20 protein-coding genes and 1 tRNA gene are annotated in these 20,999 nt (G+C 59.1%); 12 read left to right on the forward strand and 9 right to left on the reverse strand.

Features of this window, described 5'->3' with window-relative positions; genetic code table 11:
• Positions 1–196 precede the first annotated feature (196 nt).
• Positions 197–2,239, forward strand: a complete 2,043-nt coding sequence (locus ACR0MV_RS02670) for an ASKHA domain-containing protein (RefSeq protein WP_480700888.1) — start codon at positions 197–199, stop codon at positions 2,237–2,239.
• A 24-nt stretch (positions 2,240–2,263) separates the two neighbouring features.
• On the forward strand, positions 2,264–3,121 hold the full coding sequence (locus ACR0MV_RS02675) for a class I SAM-dependent methyltransferase (RefSeq protein ID WP_480700889.1): 858 nt from the start codon (positions 2,264–2,266) through the stop codon (positions 3,119–3,121).
• A 30-nt stretch (positions 3,122–3,151) separates the two neighbouring features.
• On the opposite strand, the gene ACR0MV_RS02680 is transcribed toward ACR0MV_RS02675, so the two are convergent.
• The 5 genes from ACR0MV_RS02680 to ACR0MV_RS02700 form a co-directional block, all read right to left on the reverse strand.
• Positions 3,152–3,225, reverse strand: a tRNA-Gly gene (locus ACR0MV_RS02680).
• Positions 3,226–3,291: 66 nt separating this feature from the next.
• Positions 3,292–4,119 (reverse strand): polyphosphate kinase 2 family protein, encoded by an 828-nt coding sequence (locus tag ACR0MV_RS02685; protein WP_480700890.1) that lies wholly within the window; start codon positions 4,117–4,119, stop codon positions 3,292–3,294.
• 130 nt (positions 4,120–4,249) lie between these two features.
• Positions 4,250–5,311 carry a methyltetrahydrofolate cobalamin methyltransferase gene (locus ACR0MV_RS02690; RefSeq protein ID WP_475202989.1) on the reverse strand — a complete coding sequence of 354 codons (1,062 nt, stop codon included), beginning with the start codon at positions 5,309–5,311 and terminating at the stop codon, positions 4,250–4,252.
• Positions 5,312–5,320: 9 nt separating this feature from the next.
• Positions 5,321–6,247 (reverse strand): methylenetetrahydrofolate reductase, encoded by a 927-nt coding sequence (locus ACR0MV_RS02695; RefSeq protein ID WP_170424666.1) that lies wholly within the window; start codon positions 6,245–6,247, stop codon positions 5,321–5,323.
• Between the two features lie 26 nt (positions 6,248–6,273).
• Positions 6,274–6,570: a virulence factor gene (locus tag ACR0MV_RS02700; protein ID WP_170424664.1), complete on the reverse strand. Its 297-nt coding sequence runs from the start codon at positions 6,568–6,570 to the stop codon at positions 6,274–6,276.
• A gap of 241 nt (positions 6,571–6,811) precedes the next feature.
• Between ACR0MV_RS02700 and ACR0MV_RS02705 the strand changes: the two genes are divergently transcribed.
• Positions 6,812–7,924 carry a Ppx/GppA phosphatase family protein gene (locus tag ACR0MV_RS02705; RefSeq protein ID WP_170424662.1) on the forward strand — a complete coding sequence of 371 codons (1,113 nt, stop codon included), beginning with the start codon at positions 6,812–6,814 and terminating at the stop codon, positions 7,922–7,924.
• The gene (locus tag ACR0MV_RS02710; protein WP_170424660.1) at positions 7,924–8,640 is read left to right on the forward strand and encodes an RlmE family RNA methyltransferase; all 717 of its coding nucleotides are present in this window, start codon (positions 7,924–7,926) and stop codon (positions 8,638–8,640) included. Before ACR0MV_RS02705 ends, ACR0MV_RS02710 begins: the two co-directional genes overlap by 1 nt.
• 1 nt (position 8,641) lies before the next feature.
• On the opposite strand, the gene ACR0MV_RS02715 is transcribed toward ACR0MV_RS02710, so the two are convergent.
• The 3 genes from ACR0MV_RS02715 to ACR0MV_RS02725 form a co-directional block, all read right to left on the reverse strand.
• Positions 8,642–8,830 (reverse strand): hypothetical protein, encoded by a 189-nt coding sequence (locus ACR0MV_RS02715; protein ID WP_170424658.1) that lies wholly within the window; start codon positions 8,828–8,830, stop codon positions 8,642–8,644.
• Between the two features lie 97 nt (positions 8,831–8,927).
• A complete protein-coding gene (locus tag ACR0MV_RS02720; protein WP_480700891.1) occupies positions 8,928–10,829 on the reverse strand; it encodes a cytochrome c3 family protein in 1,902 nt (633 codons plus the stop codon).
• Positions 10,826–11,692: a YihY/virulence factor BrkB family protein gene (locus tag ACR0MV_RS02725; protein ID WP_480700892.1), complete on the reverse strand. Its 867-nt coding sequence runs from the start codon at positions 11,690–11,692 to the stop codon at positions 10,826–10,828. Before ACR0MV_RS02725 ends, ACR0MV_RS02720 begins: the two co-directional genes overlap by 4 nt.
• Before the next feature lie 179 nt (positions 11,693–11,871).
• Between ACR0MV_RS02725 and ACR0MV_RS02730 the strand changes: the two genes are divergently transcribed.
• From ACR0MV_RS02730 to ACR0MV_RS02765, 8 genes are all read left to right on the forward strand, one after another.
• Entirely contained in the window at positions 11,872–12,957 is a 1,086-nt protein-coding gene (locus ACR0MV_RS02730) for an AI-2E family transporter (protein ID WP_480700893.1), read from the forward strand.
• A 3-nt stretch (positions 12,958–12,960) separates the two neighbouring features.
• Positions 12,961–14,073 carry an acetoin utilization protein AcuC gene (locus ACR0MV_RS02735; RefSeq protein WP_480700894.1) on the forward strand — a complete coding sequence of 371 codons (1,113 nt, stop codon included), beginning with the start codon at positions 12,961–12,963 and terminating at the stop codon, positions 14,071–14,073.
• Positions 14,074–14,189: 116 nt separating this feature from the next.
• On the forward strand, positions 14,190–15,167 hold the full coding sequence (locus ACR0MV_RS02740; protein WP_480700895.1) for an AAA family ATPase: 978 nt from the start codon (positions 14,190–14,192) through the stop codon (positions 15,165–15,167).
• Positions 15,168–15,184: 17 nt separating this feature from the next.
• Entirely contained in the window at positions 15,185–16,132 is a 948-nt protein-coding gene (locus ACR0MV_RS02745) for a DUF58 domain-containing protein (RefSeq protein WP_480700896.1), read from the forward strand.
• Positions 16,129–16,602: a DUF4381 domain-containing protein gene (locus ACR0MV_RS02750; RefSeq protein ID WP_480700897.1), complete on the forward strand. Its 474-nt coding sequence runs from the start codon at positions 16,129–16,131 to the stop codon at positions 16,600–16,602. Before ACR0MV_RS02745 ends, ACR0MV_RS02750 begins: the two co-directional genes overlap by 4 nt.
• Positions 16,602–17,585 (forward strand): vWA domain-containing protein, encoded by a 984-nt coding sequence (locus ACR0MV_RS02755; RefSeq protein WP_480700898.1) that lies wholly within the window; start codon positions 16,602–16,604, stop codon positions 17,583–17,585. The genes ACR0MV_RS02750 and ACR0MV_RS02755 overlap by 1 nt, the downstream gene beginning before the upstream one ends.
• A gap of 80 nt (positions 17,586–17,665) precedes the next feature.
• Complete coding sequence (locus ACR0MV_RS02760) at positions 17,666–19,087, forward strand: VWA domain-containing protein (RefSeq protein ID WP_480700899.1); 1,422 nt, start codon at positions 17,666–17,668, stop codon at positions 19,085–19,087.
• Positions 19,084–20,307: a hypothetical protein gene (locus ACR0MV_RS02765; RefSeq protein WP_480700900.1), complete on the forward strand. Its 1,224-nt coding sequence runs from the start codon at positions 19,084–19,086 to the stop codon at positions 20,305–20,307. The genes ACR0MV_RS02760 and ACR0MV_RS02765 overlap by 4 nt, the downstream gene beginning before the upstream one ends.
• Positions 20,308–20,309: 2 nt before the next feature.
• On the opposite strand, the gene ACR0MV_RS02770 is transcribed toward ACR0MV_RS02765, so the two are convergent.
• Positions 20,310–20,990: a Crp/Fnr family transcriptional regulator gene (locus ACR0MV_RS02770; protein WP_170424635.1), complete on the reverse strand. Its 681-nt coding sequence runs from the start codon at positions 20,988–20,990 to the stop codon at positions 20,310–20,312.
• Positions 20,991–20,999: the final 9 nt, after the last annotated feature.

A 20,999-nucleotide genomic window follows, 5' to 3' on the forward strand; every position in this document is an offset into this window, starting at 1 on the left:
CCCGTTTGGCGGTGACCCTATTGCATGGATTTGAGGTAAGGAAAAGCCCCTGACCCAAACTAGTTTCCCCCTGCGGCCCGATACCGCTGCAAAAAACGACGCAAGACGTGCAAAACGTGCCGCTGAATGGCTTTCCCTTTGCGCGTAAACCCATATCTTGCCCGGCATACGCGCGAATACAAAAGGCAGGCCAAACATGACCACCGACCCCCTTGTCGTCTTTACCCCGTCGGGCAAACGCGGGCACTTCCCCGTGGGCACTCCGGTTCTGACCGCTGCACGGCAGTTGGGCGTCGATCTGGATTCGGTCTGTGGCGGCCGTGGCATTTGTTCGAAATGCCAGATCACGCCCAGCTATGGTGAGTTCCCCAAGCATGGCGTGACCGTATCCGAGGACGCGCTGAGCGAATGGAACGCCGTCGAGCAGCGTTATGACGACAAGCGCGGTCTGAAACCCGGCCGTCGTCTGGGCTGTCAGGCCACCGTTCAGGGCGACATCGTGATCGACGTGCCGCCCGAAAGCCAGGTGCACCGCCAGGTCGTCCGCAAAGCCGCCGCTGCGCGCGCGATCACCATGGACCCGGCGACACGGTTGTATTTCGTGGTCGTGGAAGAGCCCGACATGCACTCTCCCACCGGCGATCTGGAGCGGCTGGAACGTGCCCTGCGTGAACAGTGGAAGATTGACGCTGTCACCGCAGACTTGTCCCTGATGTCAAAACTGCAGCCCGTTCTGCGCAAGGGCAAGTGGGAGGTCACCGTCGCCGTCCACAAGGGCCACAAGGACGAAGTGGCGAAGGTCGTCGAAATCTGGCCCGGCCTGCACGAAAGCGGGCTTTACGGGCTGGCCATCGACCTCGGCTCGACCACGATCGCGGCCCACCTGACCGATCTGGAAACCGGTGAGGTCAAGGCGTCCTCGGGTCTGATGAACCCGCAGATCCGCTTCGGCGAAGACCTTATGAGCCGCGTGTCATACTCGATGATGAACCCCGGCGGCGATCAGGAAATGACCAAGGCCGTGCGCGAAGCGATCAACGACCTGACGACCTCGATCGCGGACGAAGCCGGAATCGACGCCGCGTTGATCGTGGAAACGGTCTTTGTGTGTAACCCGGTCATGCACCACCTGCTGCTGGGACTCGACCCGGTCGAGCTGGGGCAAGCCCCTTTCGCGTTGGCGACGTCGGAAAGTATGTCCTTACCCGCACGTGAGATGGATCTGACCAACATGAACCCCCGCGCGCAGGTCTATATCCTGCCGTGCATCGCAGGCCATGTCGGCGCGGACTGTGCCGCTGTGGCCTTGTCCGAGGAGCCCGGTAAATCCGAGGACCTCGTTCTGATCGTAGACGTGGGTACAAACGCCGAAATCCTGCTGGGCAACACCAGCCGCGTTCTGGCCTGTTCTTCGCCCACCGGGCCAGCCTTTGAAGGTGCTCAGATCAGTTCCGGTCAGCGTGCGGCACCCGGCGCCATCGAGCGTATCGAGATTGATCCCGTTACCAAGGAACCTCGATTCCGCGTGATCGGGTCCGAGAAATGGTCCGATGAGGAAGGCTTTGATCAGGACGTCGCAACGACCGGCATCACGGGCATATGCGGTTCAGGCATCATCGAGGCGGTCGCCGAAATGCGCATCGCAGGGCTGCTGGACGAAGGCGGCCTGATCGGGTCCGCCGCACAGACCGGCACCCCCCGCTGTGTCCCCGAAGGCCGCACCCACGCCTATCTGATCCACGATGCCAGCGCCGAAGGCGGCCCCCGCATCACGGTCACCCAAGGCGACATCCGCGCCATTCAGCTGGCCAAATCCGCGCTCTATGCCGGTGCGCGTTTGCTGATGGATGAGATGGAGGTAGACACAGTCGACCGCGTCGTTCTGGCCGGGGCGTTCGGCGCGCATATCTCGACCAAGCACGCGATGGTGTTGGGCATGATCCCGGACGCGCCGCTGGACAAGGTTACCAGCGCGGGCAATGCCGCAGGCACCGGCGCACGGATCGCTCTGTGCAATATCGCAGCCCGGTCCGAGATTGAGCGCGTGGTGCGCGAGATCACCAAGGTCGAAACCGCTATCGAGCCCAAATTCCAGGACCACTTCGTCGCCGCAAACGCGATCCCGCACAAGACCGATCCGTTCCCGGAACTGGCGCAGGTGGTCACCCTGCCCTCGCCATCCTTCAACACCGGCGGGTCCGAAGAAAGCACTGGCCGCAGGCGGCGCAGGCGGTCATAGTCTCCCGCAACACCGGGGGACCATATGCAGATCGCAAACGAAGAACAGGCCGAATACTGGGGCAAGTCCGCGTCCGGCGCGAAATGGTTGACGTACGAGGACCAGCTGGATCAGCTTATGTCCCCTGTTCTGGAGCTGGTACTGGACCGCGCCGGGTTGCAGCCCGGCATGCGTGTGCTGGACGTCGGTAGTGGTACCGGAGCCAGTTCGATTGCTGCGGCACAGGCTGTTGGCGCAGAAGGCCATGTTCTGGCCGCAGATGTCTCGCAACCGTTTCTGGATCGCGCCTCGGTCCGTGCGTCCGAAGCTGGGCTGCAAAACATCGCCTTCCAATACGCCGACGCCCAGTCCCACCCGTTCAACGAAGGCGATCGGGACGCGATGATCTCGCGCTTTGGCGTCATGTTTTTCGAAGACACGGTTGCCGCCTTTGCCAACATGGCGCGCGCGTTGAAGCCGGGCGGCCAGATGACGTTTGCCGCGTGGGGCCCTCTGCGTCCCAACCCGTGGTTCAAGCTACCACATGTGGCTGCCACCGAACGGCTTGGCAATCCCCCCAATGTGGACCGCAACGCCCCCGGCCCTCTTGCGTTTCATGACCGGGACAGGGTGGCTGGACTTCTTGAACAAGCAGGGCTTCAGGATGTCCGCGCCGAAGTCGTCGCCCTGATGCTGCAGTTCAAAGGCTCATTGCTGGACTGCGCTGGCTTGTGCACGCGGGTTGGCCCCGCGGCCCGCGTGATCAACCACTTCGATGGCACGCCCGAAGATGTCACGGCAATTCAGCAAAAAGTGGCCGAGGCGTTTCGCCCCTTTGCGACCGAAGATGCAGTTCACATCCCGGCCGAAATCAACCTGTTTCAGGCGCGTAAAGCCGAATAGACAAGCAATCCACCAATGTCTGAAAAAGGCTGGAGCGGGTAACGGGAATCGAACCCGTAACAAGAGCTTGGGAAGCTCGTGTGATACCTTTTCACCATACCCGCCCGTGCCTGAAACCGATAGCATTTCGCCGCCGCAGACTTCAAGCTCTGATCCGCGGCGCTCGCACCCTATTCCGTTCGTGCACGCAAGCTGTCGATCAGATCCCGGTCGACCGTCATCACTTCGCGCGCGGCCTCTAGCGTACGTATGTCCAGATGCTGCGGGTTCAGGTCGATCGCCTTGGAGAACGTGTCCACAATGATCTCCATCGCTTTGATCCGAGCGTATTTTTTGTTGTTGGCAGGGATCACATGCCAAGGTGCGACCTCGGTAGAGGTGCGGGCCAGCATTTCATCAATGGCCACCTCGGTCTCATCCCATTTTTCGCGGTTGCGAAAATCCTCATAGGTCAGCTTCCACCGTTTGAGCGGGTTGTGCAGCCGTTCAGTGAACCGGGCCATCTGTTCTTCGGGCGAGATGTGGAAGAACAGTTTGACAATCCGGGTGCCGTCATCCACCACCATCCGTTCGAAATCGTTGATCTCGCGGTATGCGGCGCGCCAGCGTTCCTCAGGCGTCAGGTTTTCAAGCCGTTCGACCAGGACGCGCCCGTACCAACTGCGGTCAAAAGCCGAGATCGCACCCTCTGGCGGCAATCGCTCCCAAAAGCGTAGCAGGTAGTGCCGGTTCAGATAGTAGTTGCGCGGGGCCCCGATCGGCCAAACTTTGAAGCTGCGCGGGTCCAGTGCCTGGCTGATCCGGCGGATTGTCCCGCCCTTTCCTGCCGCATCCCAGCCTTCAAAGACCAGAACACCTTTGACGCCGTGAAACAGATAAGCCTGCTGGATCAGAGCCAATTTCGCCTGCAATTCAACCAAACGCTCAAAATAGTCTTTCTTGCTCAGACGCTTGGTAAGGTCTGCGTCTCCCAGCCGTGGGGGATAATGCTTGCCCATATGCTCTCCTGACCGTTGGTGCGATGTTTCAACAGTATCACAGGGTGATCAAAGGCTGGCGTTGATCCGCATCAATATGAAAAAGGCCGGGCATACTTGCCCGGCCTTGTCTTTAAACCCTGTAGGTCGATCAGGCGCGACGACGACGTCCACCGCCGCGACGGCCACCCGCTGCACCAGCAGCTCCGGCCTCTTCGGGGGATTTGTTGAACCGGATCCACTCGCCGCCATGCGGGTCGTTGTTGGTCAGCAGGTTGGCAGCGCGGATCGCTTCCATTTCCTTGCCAGCGCGCGGCTTGGTCGAACCCAGACCGAACATCTGCACGAACGCCTCGTCATCCATGCCTTCGGGCAGGATGATGCCGGCGGCTGCAACGGCCTCTTTCTTCTCGGCGATCTTCTTCTGCGTGATCGGCAAAGCAACCGGGTTCATGATCGCCGACGTCATACCGGCGCCCATGGCCATCGGCAGGAAGGCGTTGTTGATGCCATGACGGTTCGGCAGGCCAAACGAGATGTTGGACGCACCGCAAGTCGTGTTAACGCCCAGTTCTTCACGCAGACGACGGACCAGGGCGAACACCTGCTGGCCAGCGGTCGCCATCGCACCGATGGGCATGACCAGCGGGTCAACGACGATGTCATGCGCTGGGATGCCGTGATCAGCTGCGCGCTCAACAATCTTCTTGGCGACGTCAAAGCGGACATCGGGGTCTTCCGAGATCCCGGTATCGTCGTTCGAGATCGCCACAACTGGTACGTTGTACTTCTTGACCAGCGGCAGAACCAGTTCCAGACGTTCTTCTTCGCCAGTGACCGAGTTCAGCAGCGGACGACCCTCAGCCGCCTCAAGACCGGCCTCAAGAGCGCCGGGAACCGACGAGTCGATGCACAGCGGCACGTCGACCAGACCCTGCACCAGCTCGACAATTTTGCGCATCAGCGGCGGTTCGGTCTCGTTGGGGTTGGGGTTCGAGTTGTAGACAACGCCCGCGTTGATATCCAGAACGGTTGCCCCCGCCAGAACCTGCGCCAGCGCGTCTTTCTCGACGGTCGAGAAATCGCCCGCTTCCAGCTCGGCCGCCAATTTCTTGCGACCTGTCGGGTTGATCCGCTCACCAATTACACAGAACGGCTCGTCAAAGCCCAGAACGGCAGTTTTTGTTTTTGATTCTACGACTGTACGGGTCATGTCCGTTCCTTAAGAATTTGCAGGCTTTGCCGAGGCGCCGCCGTTGTTGATCGCCCAGTTGGCGTTGGTCTTGATGCCGCCAAGCGGGAAGAAGTGTACGTTGGTGATGTTGAAATCCGGGTTGGCCGCCTTGTGGTTGGCCAATTCGGTGATCACATCGGTCGGCTCATAAGGCAGCAGCAGCTTGGAGACGTCCATTGCGCGCTTCTGCAGAACCTTCAGCGACGGACCAACGCCGCACGCGATGGCGAACTTGATCAGCGTCTGCAGTTTCGCGGGACCCGCGATACCGATATGGACCGGGATGTCGATACCAGCCTCTTTCAGGCTGTCGGCCCACTCGATGATGGGCTTGGCGTCGAATGCAAACTGGGTCGCCAACGCCATCTCAGCATCGGTACTCTCAGAGAATTTCTGTTTCCAACGCAGCGCCTCGTCCACGTTCTTGGTCGAGCCGTCCGGGTCGATATCCTTGTTGCCTTCGGGGTGGCCCGCGACGTGCAGACGCTTGAAGCCAGCCTTGTCAAACAAACCGGATTCCAGCAACTGCATCGAGCTGTCAAAGTCGCCATGCGGTTTGGCAACGCCACCAGCCAGCAGCAGCGCCTGATCAACGCCCGCTTCACCCTGGTACATCGAAATCCAGTTTTCCAGCGTCGCTGCGTCCTTGATGATCCGCGCCGGGAAGTGCGGCATCACCGGATAACCTTCGGCAGCGATGCGCTTGGCGGTTTTGACCATGTCCTCGATAGGCGTGCCTTCGATATGGGCAATGTAAACGCGTGTGCCTTCGGGCAGCAGCGCGCGGAAGTCTTCAACCTTCTCGGCGGTGCGCGGCATAACCTCGATCGAATAGCCCTGCAAAAAGGCTTCGACGGTCGGGTTCACAGGGCCGTTTTCGACCGCATCACGTTTCTTGAAGTTCAGCAAAGCCATTGCGGCCTCCCATAGCTGTCTCGGGCTCATGCCCAACCGTCATTGGCGATCAGCGCTTTGATGCGGTCCTGATCGTATTCCGTTTCCAGACGCACGGCTTCTGCCTCGGCGATTTCAGAGGGCTCGCCCTCAACCGCAAAAGGCTCGGCCTTGCGCCATTCGGCCAGATAGGCATCGCTGTCCTTGGCGTTCACCTTCATGGCCGCGCGGTCGATGGCTTGTTCGAACCGTTCCTCCAACTGCCGCTTTGCGCCACGACGGCCTTTGCCGACGATGACTTGGGCGGGAATGTCGCGCCAGTATACGATGGTGACGTCAGGCATTGCGTTTGATTCCTCCTAACCAGATGGATCGGTTCTAAACTTCTATGTGGGGGCAAGTCGGTCGAATTTCGACACACGGCGCATTTCCAGCGACCTTTTTGCCCACGATGGGATACCGGGCTTGTAACGGAGTCTTCTTCAAAGACTCATATCAAAATTCTCATCACTTTAATGAGCGTCTTGCACGACGCATTTCCGCGACCTATGGTCGGGGTAACTCGAAGTTCGGAGGGCGTTTAATATGGCGCCCAAGCGTCCCAAAGGTGCGGGCGCGTTCCCGAAGGCGGTCGAAAGCCCCGCGCCAGCAAGACCCGATCCAGATGCGTTGTATGCGGCGCTGGATTTGGGAACAAATAGTTGCCGCATGTTGATAGCCCAGCCCAAAGGCAGCGGGTTCCATGTGGTAGACAGCTTTTCCAAGTCCGTACAATTGGGTGCGGGACTGGAACGGACCGGACGGTTGTCTCGGTCTTCGATGGCGCGCACCATTCAGGCTCTGCGCATCTGTCAGCAAAAGCTAAAACGCAACAAGGTTCGGCGCATGCGTCTAGTCGCGACCGAGGCGTGCCGCCGCGCGAAAAACGCCCGCGACTTCATACGGCAGGTCAAACGCGAAACCGGCCTGACGCTTGAGATTATCCAACCCGAGGAAGAAGCGCGTCTGGCCGTAATCTCTTGCGCCCCGCTGGTGTCGACCAAGACCGAGCAGTTACTGGTCGTCGATATCGGAGGCGGTTCGACCGAACTGGTGTGGATTGACATCTCATCCGTGCCGCGCCGCGACCGGCCAGCGGCGATCATGCGCTTGCATAACGGGTTTCACACCAGCGAAAGCCCCTTTCCTGCGGCCAAAGTCGTTGACTGGATCAGCGTTCCTTTGGGTGTGGCCACGCTGCGCGACCAGTTTCATGATGTCGAGGATGACTCGGCCCGGTTTGCCCTAATGAGCTGGTTTTTCGAGGAAAATCTGGCCGATTTTGCGCCCTATAAAGATGAACAGGCCCGCGAGGGGTTCCAGATCGTCGGCACCAGCGGCACGGTCACGACTGTCGCCGCTTCGCACCTGGGCCTCAAGCGCTATGACCGCACAAAGGTGGACGGTTTGCGCATGACCAGCGATCAGATTGACAAAGTGATACGTGGGTATCTAGAACTCGGCCCTCAGGGTCGGCGCCGGGATCCGCGTATCGGCGATGACCGGCAGGCCCTGATCATGTCCGGCTCGGCCATTTTGCAGGCGCTGTTAAGATGCTGGCCCACCGACCGCCTTTCCGTGGCGGATCGAGGGCTGCGCGAAGGCCTGCTTTATGCGCAGATGAGCGCGGACGGTGTATTGGAAGACGGACCGTTCTGATGGCGAAAACACCAAGTGGCAAAAACACCTCGGGCCGCGGGCAGCGCGACCTGAAGGTCAAGGTTAAGACGGCACGCGGGCGCAAGCTCAGCTCGACCCGTTGGCTCGAGCGGCAGCTGAACGACCCGTATGTGAAACGCGCGCAGGCCGAAGGCTATCGTGGGCGCGCGGCCTATAAGATTCTGGAATTGGACGATAAATTCCGCTTTCTCGTCCCCGGTGCGCGCGTGGTCGATCTGGGCTGCGCCCCGGGCGGCTGGTTGCAAGTGGCCGTGAAACGCGTCAATGCGTTGGGCGAAAAGTCCGGCAAGCGGATCGGCACGGTTCTGGGTGTGGACCTGCAAGAGGTTGAACCCGTCGCCGGTGCCGAGGCCCATGTGCTGGACTTCATGGAAGACGACGCCGACGTGAAGGTCAAAGACTGGCTGGGTGGCAAGGCAGATGTGGTGATGTCCGATATGGCTGCGGCCTCATCTGGGCACAAACAAACCGACCACCTGCGCATTATGGCCCTGTGCGAAACGGCGGCCTATTTCGCGTTTGACGTACTGGACGAAGGCGGCACTTTCGTGGCCAAGGTGCTGGCGGGCGGTGCCGAAGGCGATCTGCAGAAGCTGTTGAAACAGAAATTCGACAAGGTTGCGAATGTGAAACCACCCGCGTCGCGCTCGGACAGTTCCGAGAAATTTGTGGTCGCAACCGGGTTCCGCGGCTAAATCAGTCGTCCAGCGAAATTCGATCTTCGGTCAGCACTTGTTCGCGCAGCGACGCAACCGCAATGCCCTGTAACAAGAGCGCTTCGCCGTGGTTGATGTATTGCGGCGGTCGGGCGCGTAACTCTTCGACCCGCTGAGACACGGCCAATGGTCGTTTCAGTTGGGACGTGTGGACCGGTTTCAGAAACATCACTCACCTTTACGCTGGGGCAGTTCTTGCCTCAGTGTCACTGGTAATTGCGAATTTTGCCGGGAACGTGGCCGAAACCGGGCCAAGCCTTGCCGTTTCAGCGGCCCATCTGGTCCTGCAATTGCAGAAGGTTCGGGTCTTCGGGAATGATCTCCAGCCCCTGTTGCAGCATCTCGCGCGCTGCCTGAGGCCCGCGATTGATCTGCGCCAACTGGACCAGCATGGGCCAGGCCTCGGCCCTTTGCGGATCAAGTGTCACGACCTCTTGGAACGCTTGTTCGGCGGCTCTGGCGTTGCGGAATGTCAGGGCCATGCCCCCCAGAACAAGATGGGTTTCCGGGAAATCCAGACGGTTCGAAATCGCCGACTGCCACTCGGACATAGCCTGCCCAGAGGCTTGCTGCTGCGGGCGCGATAACGCTTGAGGCGGAATGTTCAGGAACTCTTTCGCGGCAGAGATACGGACGTTTCGCAATGGGTCCGACAACAAAGGCTCAAGACGCTGGACTTGATCGGGCAAGCTGGCCTGACGCTGCAAGGGCGCTGCATTGGCGCGCACTAGCGGGTCTTCGTCCGTCAACAACGCGGCAGTCCGAGCTGCCACATCTGCGGAGCCAAAGGGCTGCAAGAGATAAGCCGCCGTTGCGCGGATGATACCGGGTTGATCCGGGTCAGTCGCAATCCCCAGAAGGTCCTCAGGTCCTTCGGCAAGGCCCAGCGTGGCGGCCTGAAAGATCGATCCGAAATGCGGTTCTCTGTGCGTGCTGTCCGGGAACCAGCCTTCGATCTGCTGCGCAGCCCAATCCTGGTCCTGATCCTGATGGCAATCCGTACAGGCATCCTGTCCAAGCCCCATGTCGGGACGCGGGATGCGGAAACTGTGGTCGCGACGGCCGTCCACCCCCATGTAGACACGCTCGATCATATGGCAGGATTTGCACTGCGCACCTTCACTGCTATCAGGGTGGTGATGATGCGCGGGCGAGTCGTACTCTTTCGCACTCAGCGTCGGGAACCGCGGGTTGGCAGCCGGAGAGTGGCATTGCGTGCACACCCCGTTTCCATCGGCCTTAAGGGATGCGCTGTGCGGATTGTGGCAATCCATGCACCCTACTCCGCGATCATACATCTTGGATTGCAGGAACGAGCCATACACGTAGACCTCGTCCAAAATCTGCCCGTCAGGGTGATAGAGCCCCGGACGCAGCACTGCCAGGTTATACGCGTCGTGAAACGGGGTACCCGGCAGCGGGTTGCCGTCTCCATGAGCCTCGCGCCGGGAATGGCAGCCAGCGCATTGCTGGATCTCAACCTCGGTCTGGCCCCGCCCCCAATCAATCAGGAAACCGCTATTTCCAAAGCCCTCGGGCAGGCTCTGCCCCCCGACCCAGTCGATATGCGCCGAGCCGGGGCCGTGGCAGGCCTCGCACCCGACACCGATTTCGGACTGGGTCGAACTGTAGGTTCGGGTTTCCGCATTGTACTTCTTTTCAAACCCCGTGGCGTGGCATTCGGCACATCGCGCGTTCCAGTTCTTGTATGGCCCGGTCCAGTGCAACCCGTCATCTGGCGGCAAATCCTGATCGGGGTAAAGATGGAACCACTCTTTGTTTTCGGTGTCCCAGACCACGTCAAAGCTTTGCAACCGACCCGGTTCAGTCTCAAACAGGTACTGTTGCAGCGGCTCGATACCGACCACGGAATGCACACCATATACGCTGGTGAACCCATCCTTTTCAGTGACTTCTGCGCTTGCGGTTCCGTCCTTGTCCGAGAACTCCACCCACATGCCGTCATGTTCGAACCGTGTGCCGTCAAAATCCGCGACAACGGCCCCTTTCCCAACCTCGGTCCAGGCCAGCGCATGGTGGGATGAGGACCATTCAGCGGCCTCGTCCTTGTGGCACTCGACACACTGATCGGACCCGACGTAGGTCGCTGACTGACCCAAAGCAGCTGCGGGCAGTAGCAGCCCGAATGCCAGAACCAAAGCCTTCATGCCGCCCCCTGACCATGATCGTTCTCCAGATCCATCAAAGCGCCGTTGTATTCGGCGCCAAAGATCAGAATGGCCGCGCACAGATACAGAAAGATCAACGCCGCCATCACACCTGCCAGACCCGCATATGTGGCGCTGTAAGTTGCAAACTGGGCGATGTAGATCGAGAACCCCCACCCGCCTGCGGCCCACAGGGCCAGTGTCAGAATGACTCCGGGAAGAATTTGCATGATCTTATGCCGCCGCGTTGGAAGGATCAGATGTGCCAAAAGAACGGTGCCTGCCGGAACCGCGACGGTGAAGGTCCAGCGCAAACGTTCGACCGACAACCAGTCCGACAGGTCCACATCCGTCTTTTCGCTGACCAACTGCGTGTAGACAGGCAAGACAACCTCGACCGCGGCGATGCCCAGAATGGCGACACCGCCTACTATCACAAGCCCCAGACATAGCAGCCGGGTTTTCCAGAACGGCCAGACGTCCCGGTCGTGATAGGCCTGGTTCATCGCGGCACGTACCGCCATCACCCCATTCGAGGCAAAAAAGATCGCAAGAAGACCACCCAAGGTAATGACGCCAGAGCCCGACTCCTGCAAAACCGCTCGCAGTTCGGAAACGATCGGGCCCGCCACGTCTTTGGGCCAGGCTCCGAACACCAACTCAATCAATTCGTCGGTCACATAGCCTTGCGACAATGACCCGGCCAAAGCCACGGTAAACAGCACAAAGGGAAACAAGGCCAGCATCAGCGACATGGCGACGTGGCTGCTCATGACAAAGCCGTTTTTGTTGCTGAACCGAACTATGGCAAGCCACAGCGCCCTGATGGGCCGGCTTAAAGAGGGAATCACTTGTGCGCTCATTGGCAAAGCCTAACCCGTGGGGCTATTCCACTGAAACGGCAAATCCCGGTTGCGACGTAAATTATCCCGGCCAAACATTTGCTCGCATTGCAAAATCCCGCCCGGCTATGCAGGATCGACTTTCAGACCGACCACCAATCGGTATAACGTGCCACGCGGCATCACAGGCGGGCTGAACGATGACTTTGGAACCTGATCAGAACACGAGCGGCCCACGGTTGAAACTGTCGGTCGTACGCGACACGACCATCGTGGCCACGCTGATCGTGCTGGGCCTCTATGCCGGGTCGGCCTTTTTGATCCCGCTGACGATGGCGCTGTTGATCAACGTTCTGATCATCGCCCTCAGTGATCGCGTGATTGCCCTGACGCGCGTTCCCATCTGGCTGGCCAATGTCGCCGCTGTCACGGTCGTATTGGCCGGTTTGTTCGTGATCATGTACATCCTTGGCAGTCAGGCCACGCAGTTCGCCCGCTCTATCAGCACCTATGAGAGCCAGTTCGACGGTGCCGTGCATCGCATTACAGGGCTGGTTGGGAATGATGTCACGACTTTCATCCGCGACAACCTGGTCAGCATCGACATGTCCTATGTGGCCCGTTTATTGCTGAGCAGTGCGACATCCTTGCTGAACCAGTTCTTTCTGATCAGCCTGTACGTCGCCTTCCTGATGGCCGAGCGTTTGGCCTTTCGAAAAAAGATCCGGCTGGCCGCAGGCAGTCCTGAAACCGGGGCCGAGTTCACAGCCATTCTGGACGCTATCACCTATAGCCTGCAGCGCTATGTCGGCGTCAAAACCTTCATCAGCCTTGTCACGGCAGGCATCAGCTATACCGTCTTCAAGGTGCTTGGACTGGAATATGCAGAGACATGGGCAGTGCTGACCTTTGCGCTGAACTTCATCCCGTCGATCGGGTCGATCATCGCCGTGATCTTCCCGGCAATGATTGCTTTGGTGCAGTTCGAAACGATCGGACCGTTCCTGATCATCGTTCTTGGTTGCGGCACGATCCAGTTTATGATCGGCAACTTTCTGGACCCTGCCATGTTGGGGCGATCGCTGAACATGTCCACGTTTCTGGTGATCTTGGCGCTGACCTTTTGGACCACCGTCTGGGGACTGATCGGAGCGTTCCTCAGCGTGCCCCTGACCGTCTGCATTCTGATCATCTTCAGCCACATACCCGCGCTGCGCCCGGTGGCGATCCTGATGTCGCTTGACGGTCGCCTAGGCGATGACACGCCACCGGCGCGGGCCCACTAGCCTGTGAACAGCCCCATTTTCATAGGGTCAGAAATCTATCGCCATTCCACCTATGGCTCAAAACACCCTTTGGCCATTCCGCGTGTTTCCACCGTAATTGACCTGAGCCGTGCGCTGGGCTGGTTGGATGCGGGCAACTATCGTGTCAGCCCTTGCGCGAAACCAAGCGCTCTACACCGGTTTCATAGGCCCGAGTACATCGACGCGCTGCAAGCGGCCGAGACTGAGCAGTCCGTTTCTGACGATGTCCGCTCAACCTATGCGCTGGGCACCTTGTCCAACCCCGTCTTCCCCGAGATGTACCGCCGCCCCGCTACCGCAGCCGGAGGGTCGATGCTGGGCGCTGAGCTGATCCGTGACGGCGGTATCGTCTACAACCCTGCGGGCGGCACGCATCACGGCCTGCCCGACCGCGCCAATGGGTTTTGCTATCTGAACGATCCGGTTCTTGCGATCATGACCCTGCTGCAGATGGGTTTGGACCGGATCGTCTATGTGGATATCGACGCGCATCACTGCGACGGGGTCGAGGTCGCGTTCCACGGCTCGGACAAGGTTCGTATGGTCTCGGTCCATGAAACCCGACGCTGGCCATTTACCGGACGTCTTGAGGATGAGGCTGACGGTGCTGCGTTCAATTTGCCAGTGGCCAGAAATCTGAATGACGATGAGTTTGCGGCCATCCTCGACCAGTTGATTTTGCCCGCGGCCCAAGCCTTTTCGCCACAGGCTATTGTCCTGCAATGCGGCGCTGACGCGGTGGCCGAAGATCCTCTGTCGCGGCTGACCTTATCCAACTCTTCGCACTGGAACGCGGTCGCCGCGCTCAAGGAACTTGCGCCGCGATTTCTGGTTCTGGGCGGCGGCGGCTATAATCCTTGGTCCGTTGGGCGGTTGTGGACCGGAGTATGGGCCACCCTGAACGGGTTCGACATTCCCGACAGGCTCGACATAGACACCCAAGCCATTCTGCGCGCGTTGACCTGGAACCGGTCGGCAGGCCGCAACCCTCCGGCGCACTGGTTGGACACATTGCGGGACGCTCCTAACCACGGCCCAGTCCGAGAGGAATTAAGACAGGACTTGTGCCGATTGGCCGCGCGGATTTCGCGGTAGATCGTCCGAACGAACACTGCTAACATACGGGCGCCACGACAGATTTTCTGCTCTCAGCCTTTTTCTGAACAACCACACTGCTAACGTCGAATGTGGACGCCGATTGGACCCGCCAAATGAATGCACTTAATCAGATAAATGATCTCAAGGCCCGCATGGGGCAATCCATCATCGGCCAAACAGACGTCATCGACCGCTTGTTGATCGGGATGTTGGCCAACGGCAATCTACTGATTGAAGGGTTGCCCGGCCTGGCCAAAACCCGCGCGGTCAAGGCGATGGCCCGCAATCTGGATGCCAGTTTCAGCCGCATCCAGTTCACGCCCGATCTTTTGCCCTCGGACGTCACCGGCACCGAGGTTTTTCAACAGACCGACGATGGCGGAACCTTCCGGTTCGAGCCTGGTCCGATCTTTGCCAATATCGTCCTCGCTGACGAGATCAACCGCGCACCCGCCAAGGTTCAGGCGGCGCTGCTTGAGGCGATGGAAGAACGGCAGGTAACCGTTTCAGGCACAACACATAAAATGGAACCTTTGTTCATCGTGATGGCAACGCAGAACCCGATTGAACAGGAGGGTACCTACCCTTTGCCCGAGGCTCAGATGGACCGGTTCCTGATGCATGTCCAGATCACTTACCCTCCAGTCGAAGACGAAGTTGAAGTGATCCGCCTGGTGCGCGGAGAAGAGGTTGCGGCGGGCCAAGGCGGGTCCAAGGATACGCCGCCGACGATCCCTCAGGACGCCGTGTTTGCTGCACGCGCCGAGATCGGGCAGATCCACGTTTCCGATGCAATGGACCGCTACATGGCCGATCTGGTGCAAGCGACGCGAACCCCGGGCGCGCTGAGCGAGGAACTGGCCAGTTGGATCGACATCGGCGCTAGCCCACGTGCCTCTCTGGCGCTGGACAAATGCGGACGCGCCCATGCGTGGATGAACCAGCGTGACTATGTAGACCCTGCTGATGTTCGCGCCATCGCCCATGACGTGTTCCGCCATCGCATCACCCTGAGCTTCGAGGCGCAAGGCAGCGGGAAATCGGCAGATGATGTGATCTCGGAAATCCTGCAGCTTGTTGCGCTGCCCTGATAGCTAAGGAACGCCGCGTGTCCCAGACCGCCGCATATCCCGACGACCCGCGCATATATGTGGATGCGAACCACCTTCTAAGGTTGGGACCAAAGTCGCGTGCGATCAGCCTTTTACCACGCCAACCCGCCCGTTCCATCCTGAACGGACGGCACGCATCGCGTTTGCGTGGGCGCGGTTTGAACTTTGAAGAGCTGCGCAACTATCTGCCCGGCGACGACATCCGCACCATCGATTGGAAAGTCACGGCCCGCACAGGAAAGCCCCACGTTAGGGTCTATACCGAAGAACGCGACCGCCCGGCCCTTTTGCTGGTCGACCAGCGTGTTTCGATGTTCTTTGGCACGCAAGTTTACATGAAGTCTGTGATCGCGGCCGAGGCTGCGGCGATTTCCGCCCACAGAGTGCTGGGCCAAGGCGACCGGGTCGGAGGGCTCGTCTTTGGCGACACCGATCTGGCCGAACATCGCCCGCAACGACGCCCGGCCGCGCTGACGCGTTTTCTGGCATCCGTGGGCGCGCTGAACTGCAGTTTGCGCGCCTCGCAGCGATCCGAAGCGACCGTGACTTTGAACGCCGTGCTGAAACAGGCCGCCCGCATTGCGCATACCAACACACTGATCTGCGTCTTTTCGGATTTCGACGGATTGGATGACAGCTCCGAGGTTCTCATACGTGAACTTGCCGCTTCAAATAATTTGATTTTATTCAACATTTCAGACCCAAGCTCTCGTGAATTGGTTCCCAACCTCAGGCTGACTGTGTCGGACGGAGATAACCAGATTGAACTGGACAGCGCGGACACGGGTTTGTCGGACCGCATCCGTCAAGCGATGGAAGATCGGCTGGCTCAGTTGCAAACTTGGTCGCGCCGCTATGGCTTTCCCATCGTGCCTTTGACGACGGCGGAACCAACCCTCGACCAGTTGCTCAGGCTGTTTGGCCATACCGGAGGCCGCAGATGAGTGTTGACGTCGAAGGCAAATCACTTGTTGACCTGCTGGACATGCTCGAACCCGCTCCGCCACCGGACCCGGTTTCCATGGTGCCGCAGACTTGGGGATGGGTCGTCCTTGGCATTCTTGTTGCTGGGCTGATCGCATTTGGTGTTCATGCATATCTACGCCATCGACGGATGAACGCCTATCGGCGCGAGGCGTTGATTGAACTGGCGGCTGCGAAAGACAATCCCGCAAAGATCGCCGAGATCCTGCGTCGTGCGGCGCTTGTTGCCTTTCCACGCAGTCAGGTTGCGGGCCTGCATGGAGACGAGTGGATCAGCTTTCTGACGCAAACCTCTGACCAAACTCATTTTTCTGTTACGGATGCTCGCACTCTTACGGCAGCGCCTTACACGACCATTCCCGACAATCCCGAATTGACGAAACTGGCGCAGCAATGGATCACATCCCACAAACGCGAAAGGAATACGTGATGTTTTCCTTTGCCGCGCCTTGGGTGTTCGTCCTGCTTCCGCTTCCTGCTTTGGTGTACTGGCTTACCCCGCCTCACCGCGAGAAAAGCGGCTCGATCCGTATTCCTTTCTTCCGTCATGTAGCAAAGGCCGCTGGCGTCGAGCCCCGATCAGGGTCCGTCATCCCACGCCGTGCAACCTTCCAGACTGTGACCGTCATTGTGATCTGGTGCCTTCTTATCATCGCGATGGCCCGGCCCGAAAAGCTGGGAGAACCGATCGTGATTGAAAAGTCTGCCCGAGACGTGGTTCTGGCCCTGGATATCTCCGGTTCAATGGACCAGAGGGATTTCACCGCGTTAGACGGCACGCTGACCCAACGTCTCGCTGCGGTCAAGGATGTATTGCGCCAGTTCATTGCGGAGCGACAAGGCGATCGGATGGCGCTGATCATCTTTGGCACCCGCGCCTTTGTGCAGGCCCCGTTTACCGAAGACCTCAATAGTTTGAATGGCTTCCTGGACCAAGCTCAAGTCGGTATGGCCGGTCCGAACACAGCCCTTGGGGATGCTATCGGACTGGGTATCCGCACCTTTGAATCCAGCGAGGTTGACCAACGTTTGATGATCGTCCTGAGTGACGGCGCTGACACCTCAAGCCGCATGACTCCGGTCAATGCCGCAGCTATCGCGGCGGAAAAAGGCGTTGTCATCTATACGGTCGGCGTTGGCGACCCAGACGCGTCGGGCGAGGATCGCGTCGATCTGGATGCGCTGAAGGACATCGCGGACAGAACAGGTGGAGCGTATTTCTTTGCCAATGATCAAGAAGCGCTGGCCGAAACATATGCCCGCATTGATGAGCTCAACCCGAGAATTGTGGAAACGCAAAGCTACCGACCACGTGAAAGCCTTGCGCACTATCCACTTGGACTGGCCGTACTATTGATGCTGATGACATTGGCTGTCCAACACGTCGCCCAACGACGCAGAGGTGCGGCATGATTGGCGCTTTGGTAGATTTCCATTTTATTCGAGCGGGATGGCTCCTTCTCCTCATACCGATTGCGGCACTGTGGTGGCTGATGCGTCCCAAGTCACAAGCCCGTACTCAGACGATGGCCGGCATTGCACCGCACCTCGCTGCTGCGCTTGAGTTGGGGGCTGACAACGCGAAACGCCTCTATCCGATTGATGTTGCCATGATCGCGGCTGTTCTGGTCTCACTGGCTGCCGCAGGGCCAACTTGGTCGCGGGCACCCAATCCGCTGGTCGCCGACACTGCCCCATTGGTGATCGCTCTGAAGGTGACCGACAGCATGGAAGAGTCCGACTTGGCCCCGTCCCGCCTGGATCGCGCCAAGTTTAAAGTCACCGATCTGATCAACGCGCGTGTGGGGGCCCGGACTGCCTTGATCGCATATGCCGGTACCCCGCATCGCGTCGCACCCTTGACCGAAGACGCCAACATCCTGCGCCCGCTGCTGGAAGGCCTCACCCCTGCGGTCATGCCAAAACAGGGGGACGCGGCCGCGAATGCGCTGACGCTAGCCGAGACGATCCTGAACGATAGCGAAACGCCCGGCGCTGTCCTGTTCGTTTTAGACGACCTCGACCCCTCGCAATTGGCAGGGTTTGAGAACGCAACTGTGCCGGTTTTCTTTCTGACCATGCTGCCCAATGGTCAAAACGTCACGCAGCTCGATGGTTTGAAAGGGGCGACAGTGGTTCCGTTCACAAGCGATGATTGGGATATCAATCGCTTACAGCGTCAAATTCAATCAGCTTACACAGCCGCCCTGGATGATGATGACCGCCTGGACTGGCAGGACAAAGGATGGCTGCTGGCCTGGCCAGCCGCCTTTCTGTCATTGCTTTGGTTTCGCAGAGGTTGGGTGATCCGGCTGATACTGCTGGCCTTTTGCTTTGGGTCCCCGTCAGGCCCTGTTTATGCCGAAGGCTGGCGGGATTGGTTCCTGACGCCGGACCAGCAGGGCCAGATCGCAATGAACCAGAAACGCTATGCTGAAGCGGCGGAGTTGTTTCAAGACCCCTATCAGGAAGGGTATGCGCGGCTAAAGGCCGGGCAATATCCCGAAGCTGCCGCGATCTTTGCCGAGTTGGACACGCCCGAAGCCGCATTTTCCGAAGGCATGGCGCGCATACGTAACCGCGAGTATCGTCCGGCCATTGCGTCCTTTGAGACCGCCTTGGAACGCCGGCCGGATTGGCCAGAAGCGCAGCATAACCTCGAGGTCTCGAAAGCGATCCTCGACTATGTTGAAACCACGCGAGAACAGTCTGATACCGGCGAAGAAGCAGGTATCGGGGCCGATGACACGGTCTTTGACAACGACGCCGGGCGTGGGGAACAGACGACCATTCAGGCCCCGACGGACGGATCACAGGCCATGTCCGCCGACCAATGGATCAGCACAATTGATACCGACATGCAGGACTTTCTGCGCAACCGGTTCCTGTTGGAAAATCAGGAGCAGCAGCAATGAGATACCTCGCCCTTCTCATGTTGTTGATCCCAATTCAACTGTTCGCCCAGACCAGAGTCCAGCCACAGGTCACCGCCGAGACACCCACGGATCCCGTCATCGTGGGCCAGCCCGCAATTTTGCGCATCAAGGTGCTAGTGCCAACCTTCATGCCCTCGCCTCCGATATTCCCGTCGCTTGAGCAAGAGAACCTGTTGGTTCGCCTGCCGGAACGTGCCTCGGGACCAGTGAGTGAGACCGTCGAAGGTGAAAGCTGGTCTGGCGTTCAGCGTAGTTATCGCCTCTATCCTCTACGCGCCGGAAAAGTTGCCTTTGGTGCGCAAGACGTCGTGGTTACCTTTGCCGACCCTGAAACGAATGCGCCTGTTCAGGTCAGCGTGCCCTTGCCGAACTTGACCCTGAACGCAGTGGTTCCAGAGGGCGCACGCGATCTGGATCCGCTTATCATCGCAACCGGACTTACGGTCGATCAGCAGATCGACGGGGATACAAATATGGAGAATGGTGGATCTATCACACGCCGCCTAACTGCCAAGATCTCTGGAACAACACCTTTTTTGGTGCCCGAATTGATCCCGGACACCCCGGACCCTCTGCTGCGAGCCTATCCCAAAGAACCACGCTTTACCGAAAATGAGGACCGGGGCGTTCTATCCGGGCAGCGGGTGGATGAGGTCGTTTACCTGGCGCAAGACGGCGGCCAGACCCAGCTGTCGCCTATCTCGATCCGCTGGTACAATCTGGACAGCGATCAGGTCGAAACCATCGACATTGCCCCAGTCGACCTGACACTGGCTCGACCGAAATGGCAACCGCCGGACGCGGAAACCATTATTAGGTTCGCTGTATGGTTAGTGGCTTGCGCACTGTTCATATGGCTTGCCATCCGTTTCCTGCGCCCGCGTGTCAACCGGTGGCGCCAGCTTCGGCGGGAAGCGTTCCTAGCTTCGCCCGACTATGCGTTGGGTGAACTGAAGAGAGCATTGCAAGATCATGATATCGCAGCGGCTTACGCAGCTTTGGAGATGTGGAAGTCCCGCAGCGGCGTGGCTGGCCAGATCACCAGTTTGGACCAGCACCTCGCCCAGATTGGAGCCGCCAGATACTCGGCGCACCCCGACGCAAAGACCGAGGATTGGGCCGCGGCGTTATCAGCGCTTGCGTCACTGAAGCAATCCGCGCAAACGCCAGTGAACCCGCTACCGCCGCTCAACCCTTGAACTCAGCACTGACACGAGGCAATCAACTGCCTTCGGTCCTTCAAGCGCACACGTCCGTATCCAAGCTCGATCAGTCCCAAATCCACGAGACGATGCAAATTGCGATGCAATGTCGGTTGGGACACGGCCACCATTGCGGCTAGCTCATCCTGGGATATCACGATCCACCCATCGGATTTCGCGGTCCCCTCGTCCAAGTGCAACAGGCGCAGAACAAGACGCTTTTCTGTTCCCGTCACGGCAAGATTGGCCATGATACGCAAAGCGGTTTGCATGTTTTCATGCGACAATGCGTAAAAATCACGGATGTAGTCGGGATTGTCGTCGACCAGCCTGTCCAACCGCGACGATGGGAAAAACAGCGTTCGCGTGGTTTGGGTGGCAACAACGCTCACCAGCCTGCTTGCTTCGGCAAACAGGGCCAGATCACCGATCCAGAACCCACCGCCTTGCCTGTGCACAACGAATTCCTGACCATCATCAGCGGGGGCCGTGATCTGAACCGCGCCTTCCAGAACCGCATAAACGCCATTGGCCAAATCACCATACAGGTAGAGCGCTTCGTCGGCCTTGAAGGTTTTTCCTATCCCGCAGGCCAACAGGTCCGTCTGAAACCGCGCCCCGCGCGCACCAAACCAGCCAGAGCCCAACAATCGCTTTCGATCATGCGGATTATCAAACATTAGTATTCT

This window comes from Ruegeria sp. BC3, assembly GCF_056539265.1.

Bases quoted from the DNA above. Each gene is read 5' to 3' on its own strand.
- ACR0MV_RS02670 (WP_480700888.1), top strand. From the start codon at position 197: ATGACCACCGACCCCCTTGTCGTCTTTACCCCGTCGGGCAAACGCGGG.
- ACR0MV_RS02675 (WP_480700889.1), top strand. From the start codon at position 2,264: ATGCAGATCGCAAACGAAGAACAGGCCGAATACTGGGGCAAGTCCGCG.
- ACR0MV_RS02685 (WP_480700890.1), bottom strand. From the start codon at position 4,119: ATGGGCAAGCATTATCCCCCACGGCTGGGAGACGCAGACCTTACCAAG.
- ACR0MV_RS02690 (WP_475202989.1), bottom strand. From the start codon at position 5,311: ATGACCCGTACAGTCGTAGAATCAAAAACAAAAACTGCCGTTCTGGGC.
- ACR0MV_RS02695 (WP_170424666.1), bottom strand. From the start codon at position 6,247: ATGGCTTTGCTGAACTTCAAGAAACGTGATGCGGTCGAAAACGGCCCT.
- ACR0MV_RS02700 (WP_170424664.1), bottom strand. From the start codon at position 6,570: ATGCCTGACGTCACCATCGTATACTGGCGCGACATTCCCGCCCAAGTC.
- ACR0MV_RS02705 (WP_170424662.1), top strand. From the start codon at position 6,812: ATGGCGCCCAAGCGTCCCAAAGGTGCGGGCGCGTTCCCGAAGGCGGTC.
- ACR0MV_RS02710 (WP_170424660.1), top strand. From the start codon at position 7,924: ATGGCGAAAACACCAAGTGGCAAAAACACCTCGGGCCGCGGGCAGCGC.
- ACR0MV_RS02715 (WP_170424658.1), bottom strand. From the start codon at position 8,830: ATGTTTCTGAAACCGGTCCACACGTCCCAACTGAAACGACCATTGGCC.
- ACR0MV_RS02720 (WP_480700891.1), bottom strand. From the start codon at position 10,829: ATGAAGGCTTTGGTTCTGGCATTCGGGCTGCTACTGCCCGCAGCTGCT.
- ACR0MV_RS02725 (WP_480700892.1), bottom strand. From the start codon at position 11,692: ATGAGCGCACAAGTGATTCCCTCTTTAAGCCGGCCCATCAGGGCGCTG.
- ACR0MV_RS02730 (WP_480700893.1), top strand. From the start codon at position 11,872: ATGACTTTGGAACCTGATCAGAACACGAGCGGCCCACGGTTGAAACTG.
- ACR0MV_RS02740 (WP_480700895.1), top strand. From the start codon at position 14,190: ATGAATGCACTTAATCAGATAAATGATCTCAAGGCCCGCATGGGGCAA.
- ACR0MV_RS02750 (WP_480700897.1), top strand. From the start codon at position 16,129: ATGAGTGTTGACGTCGAAGGCAAATCACTTGTTGACCTGCTGGACATG.
- ACR0MV_RS02755 (WP_480700898.1), top strand. From the start codon at position 16,602: ATGTTTTCCTTTGCCGCGCCTTGGGTGTTCGTCCTGCTTCCGCTTCCT.
- ACR0MV_RS02760 (WP_480700899.1), top strand. From the start codon at position 17,666: ATGCGTCCCAAGTCACAAGCCCGTACTCAGACGATGGCCGGCATTGCA.
- ACR0MV_RS02765 (WP_480700900.1), top strand. From the start codon at position 19,084: ATGAGATACCTCGCCCTTCTCATGTTGTTGATCCCAATTCAACTGTTC.
- ACR0MV_RS02770 (WP_170424635.1), bottom strand. From the start codon at position 20,990: ATGTTTGATAATCCGCATGATCGAAAGCGATTGTTGGGCTCTGGCTGG.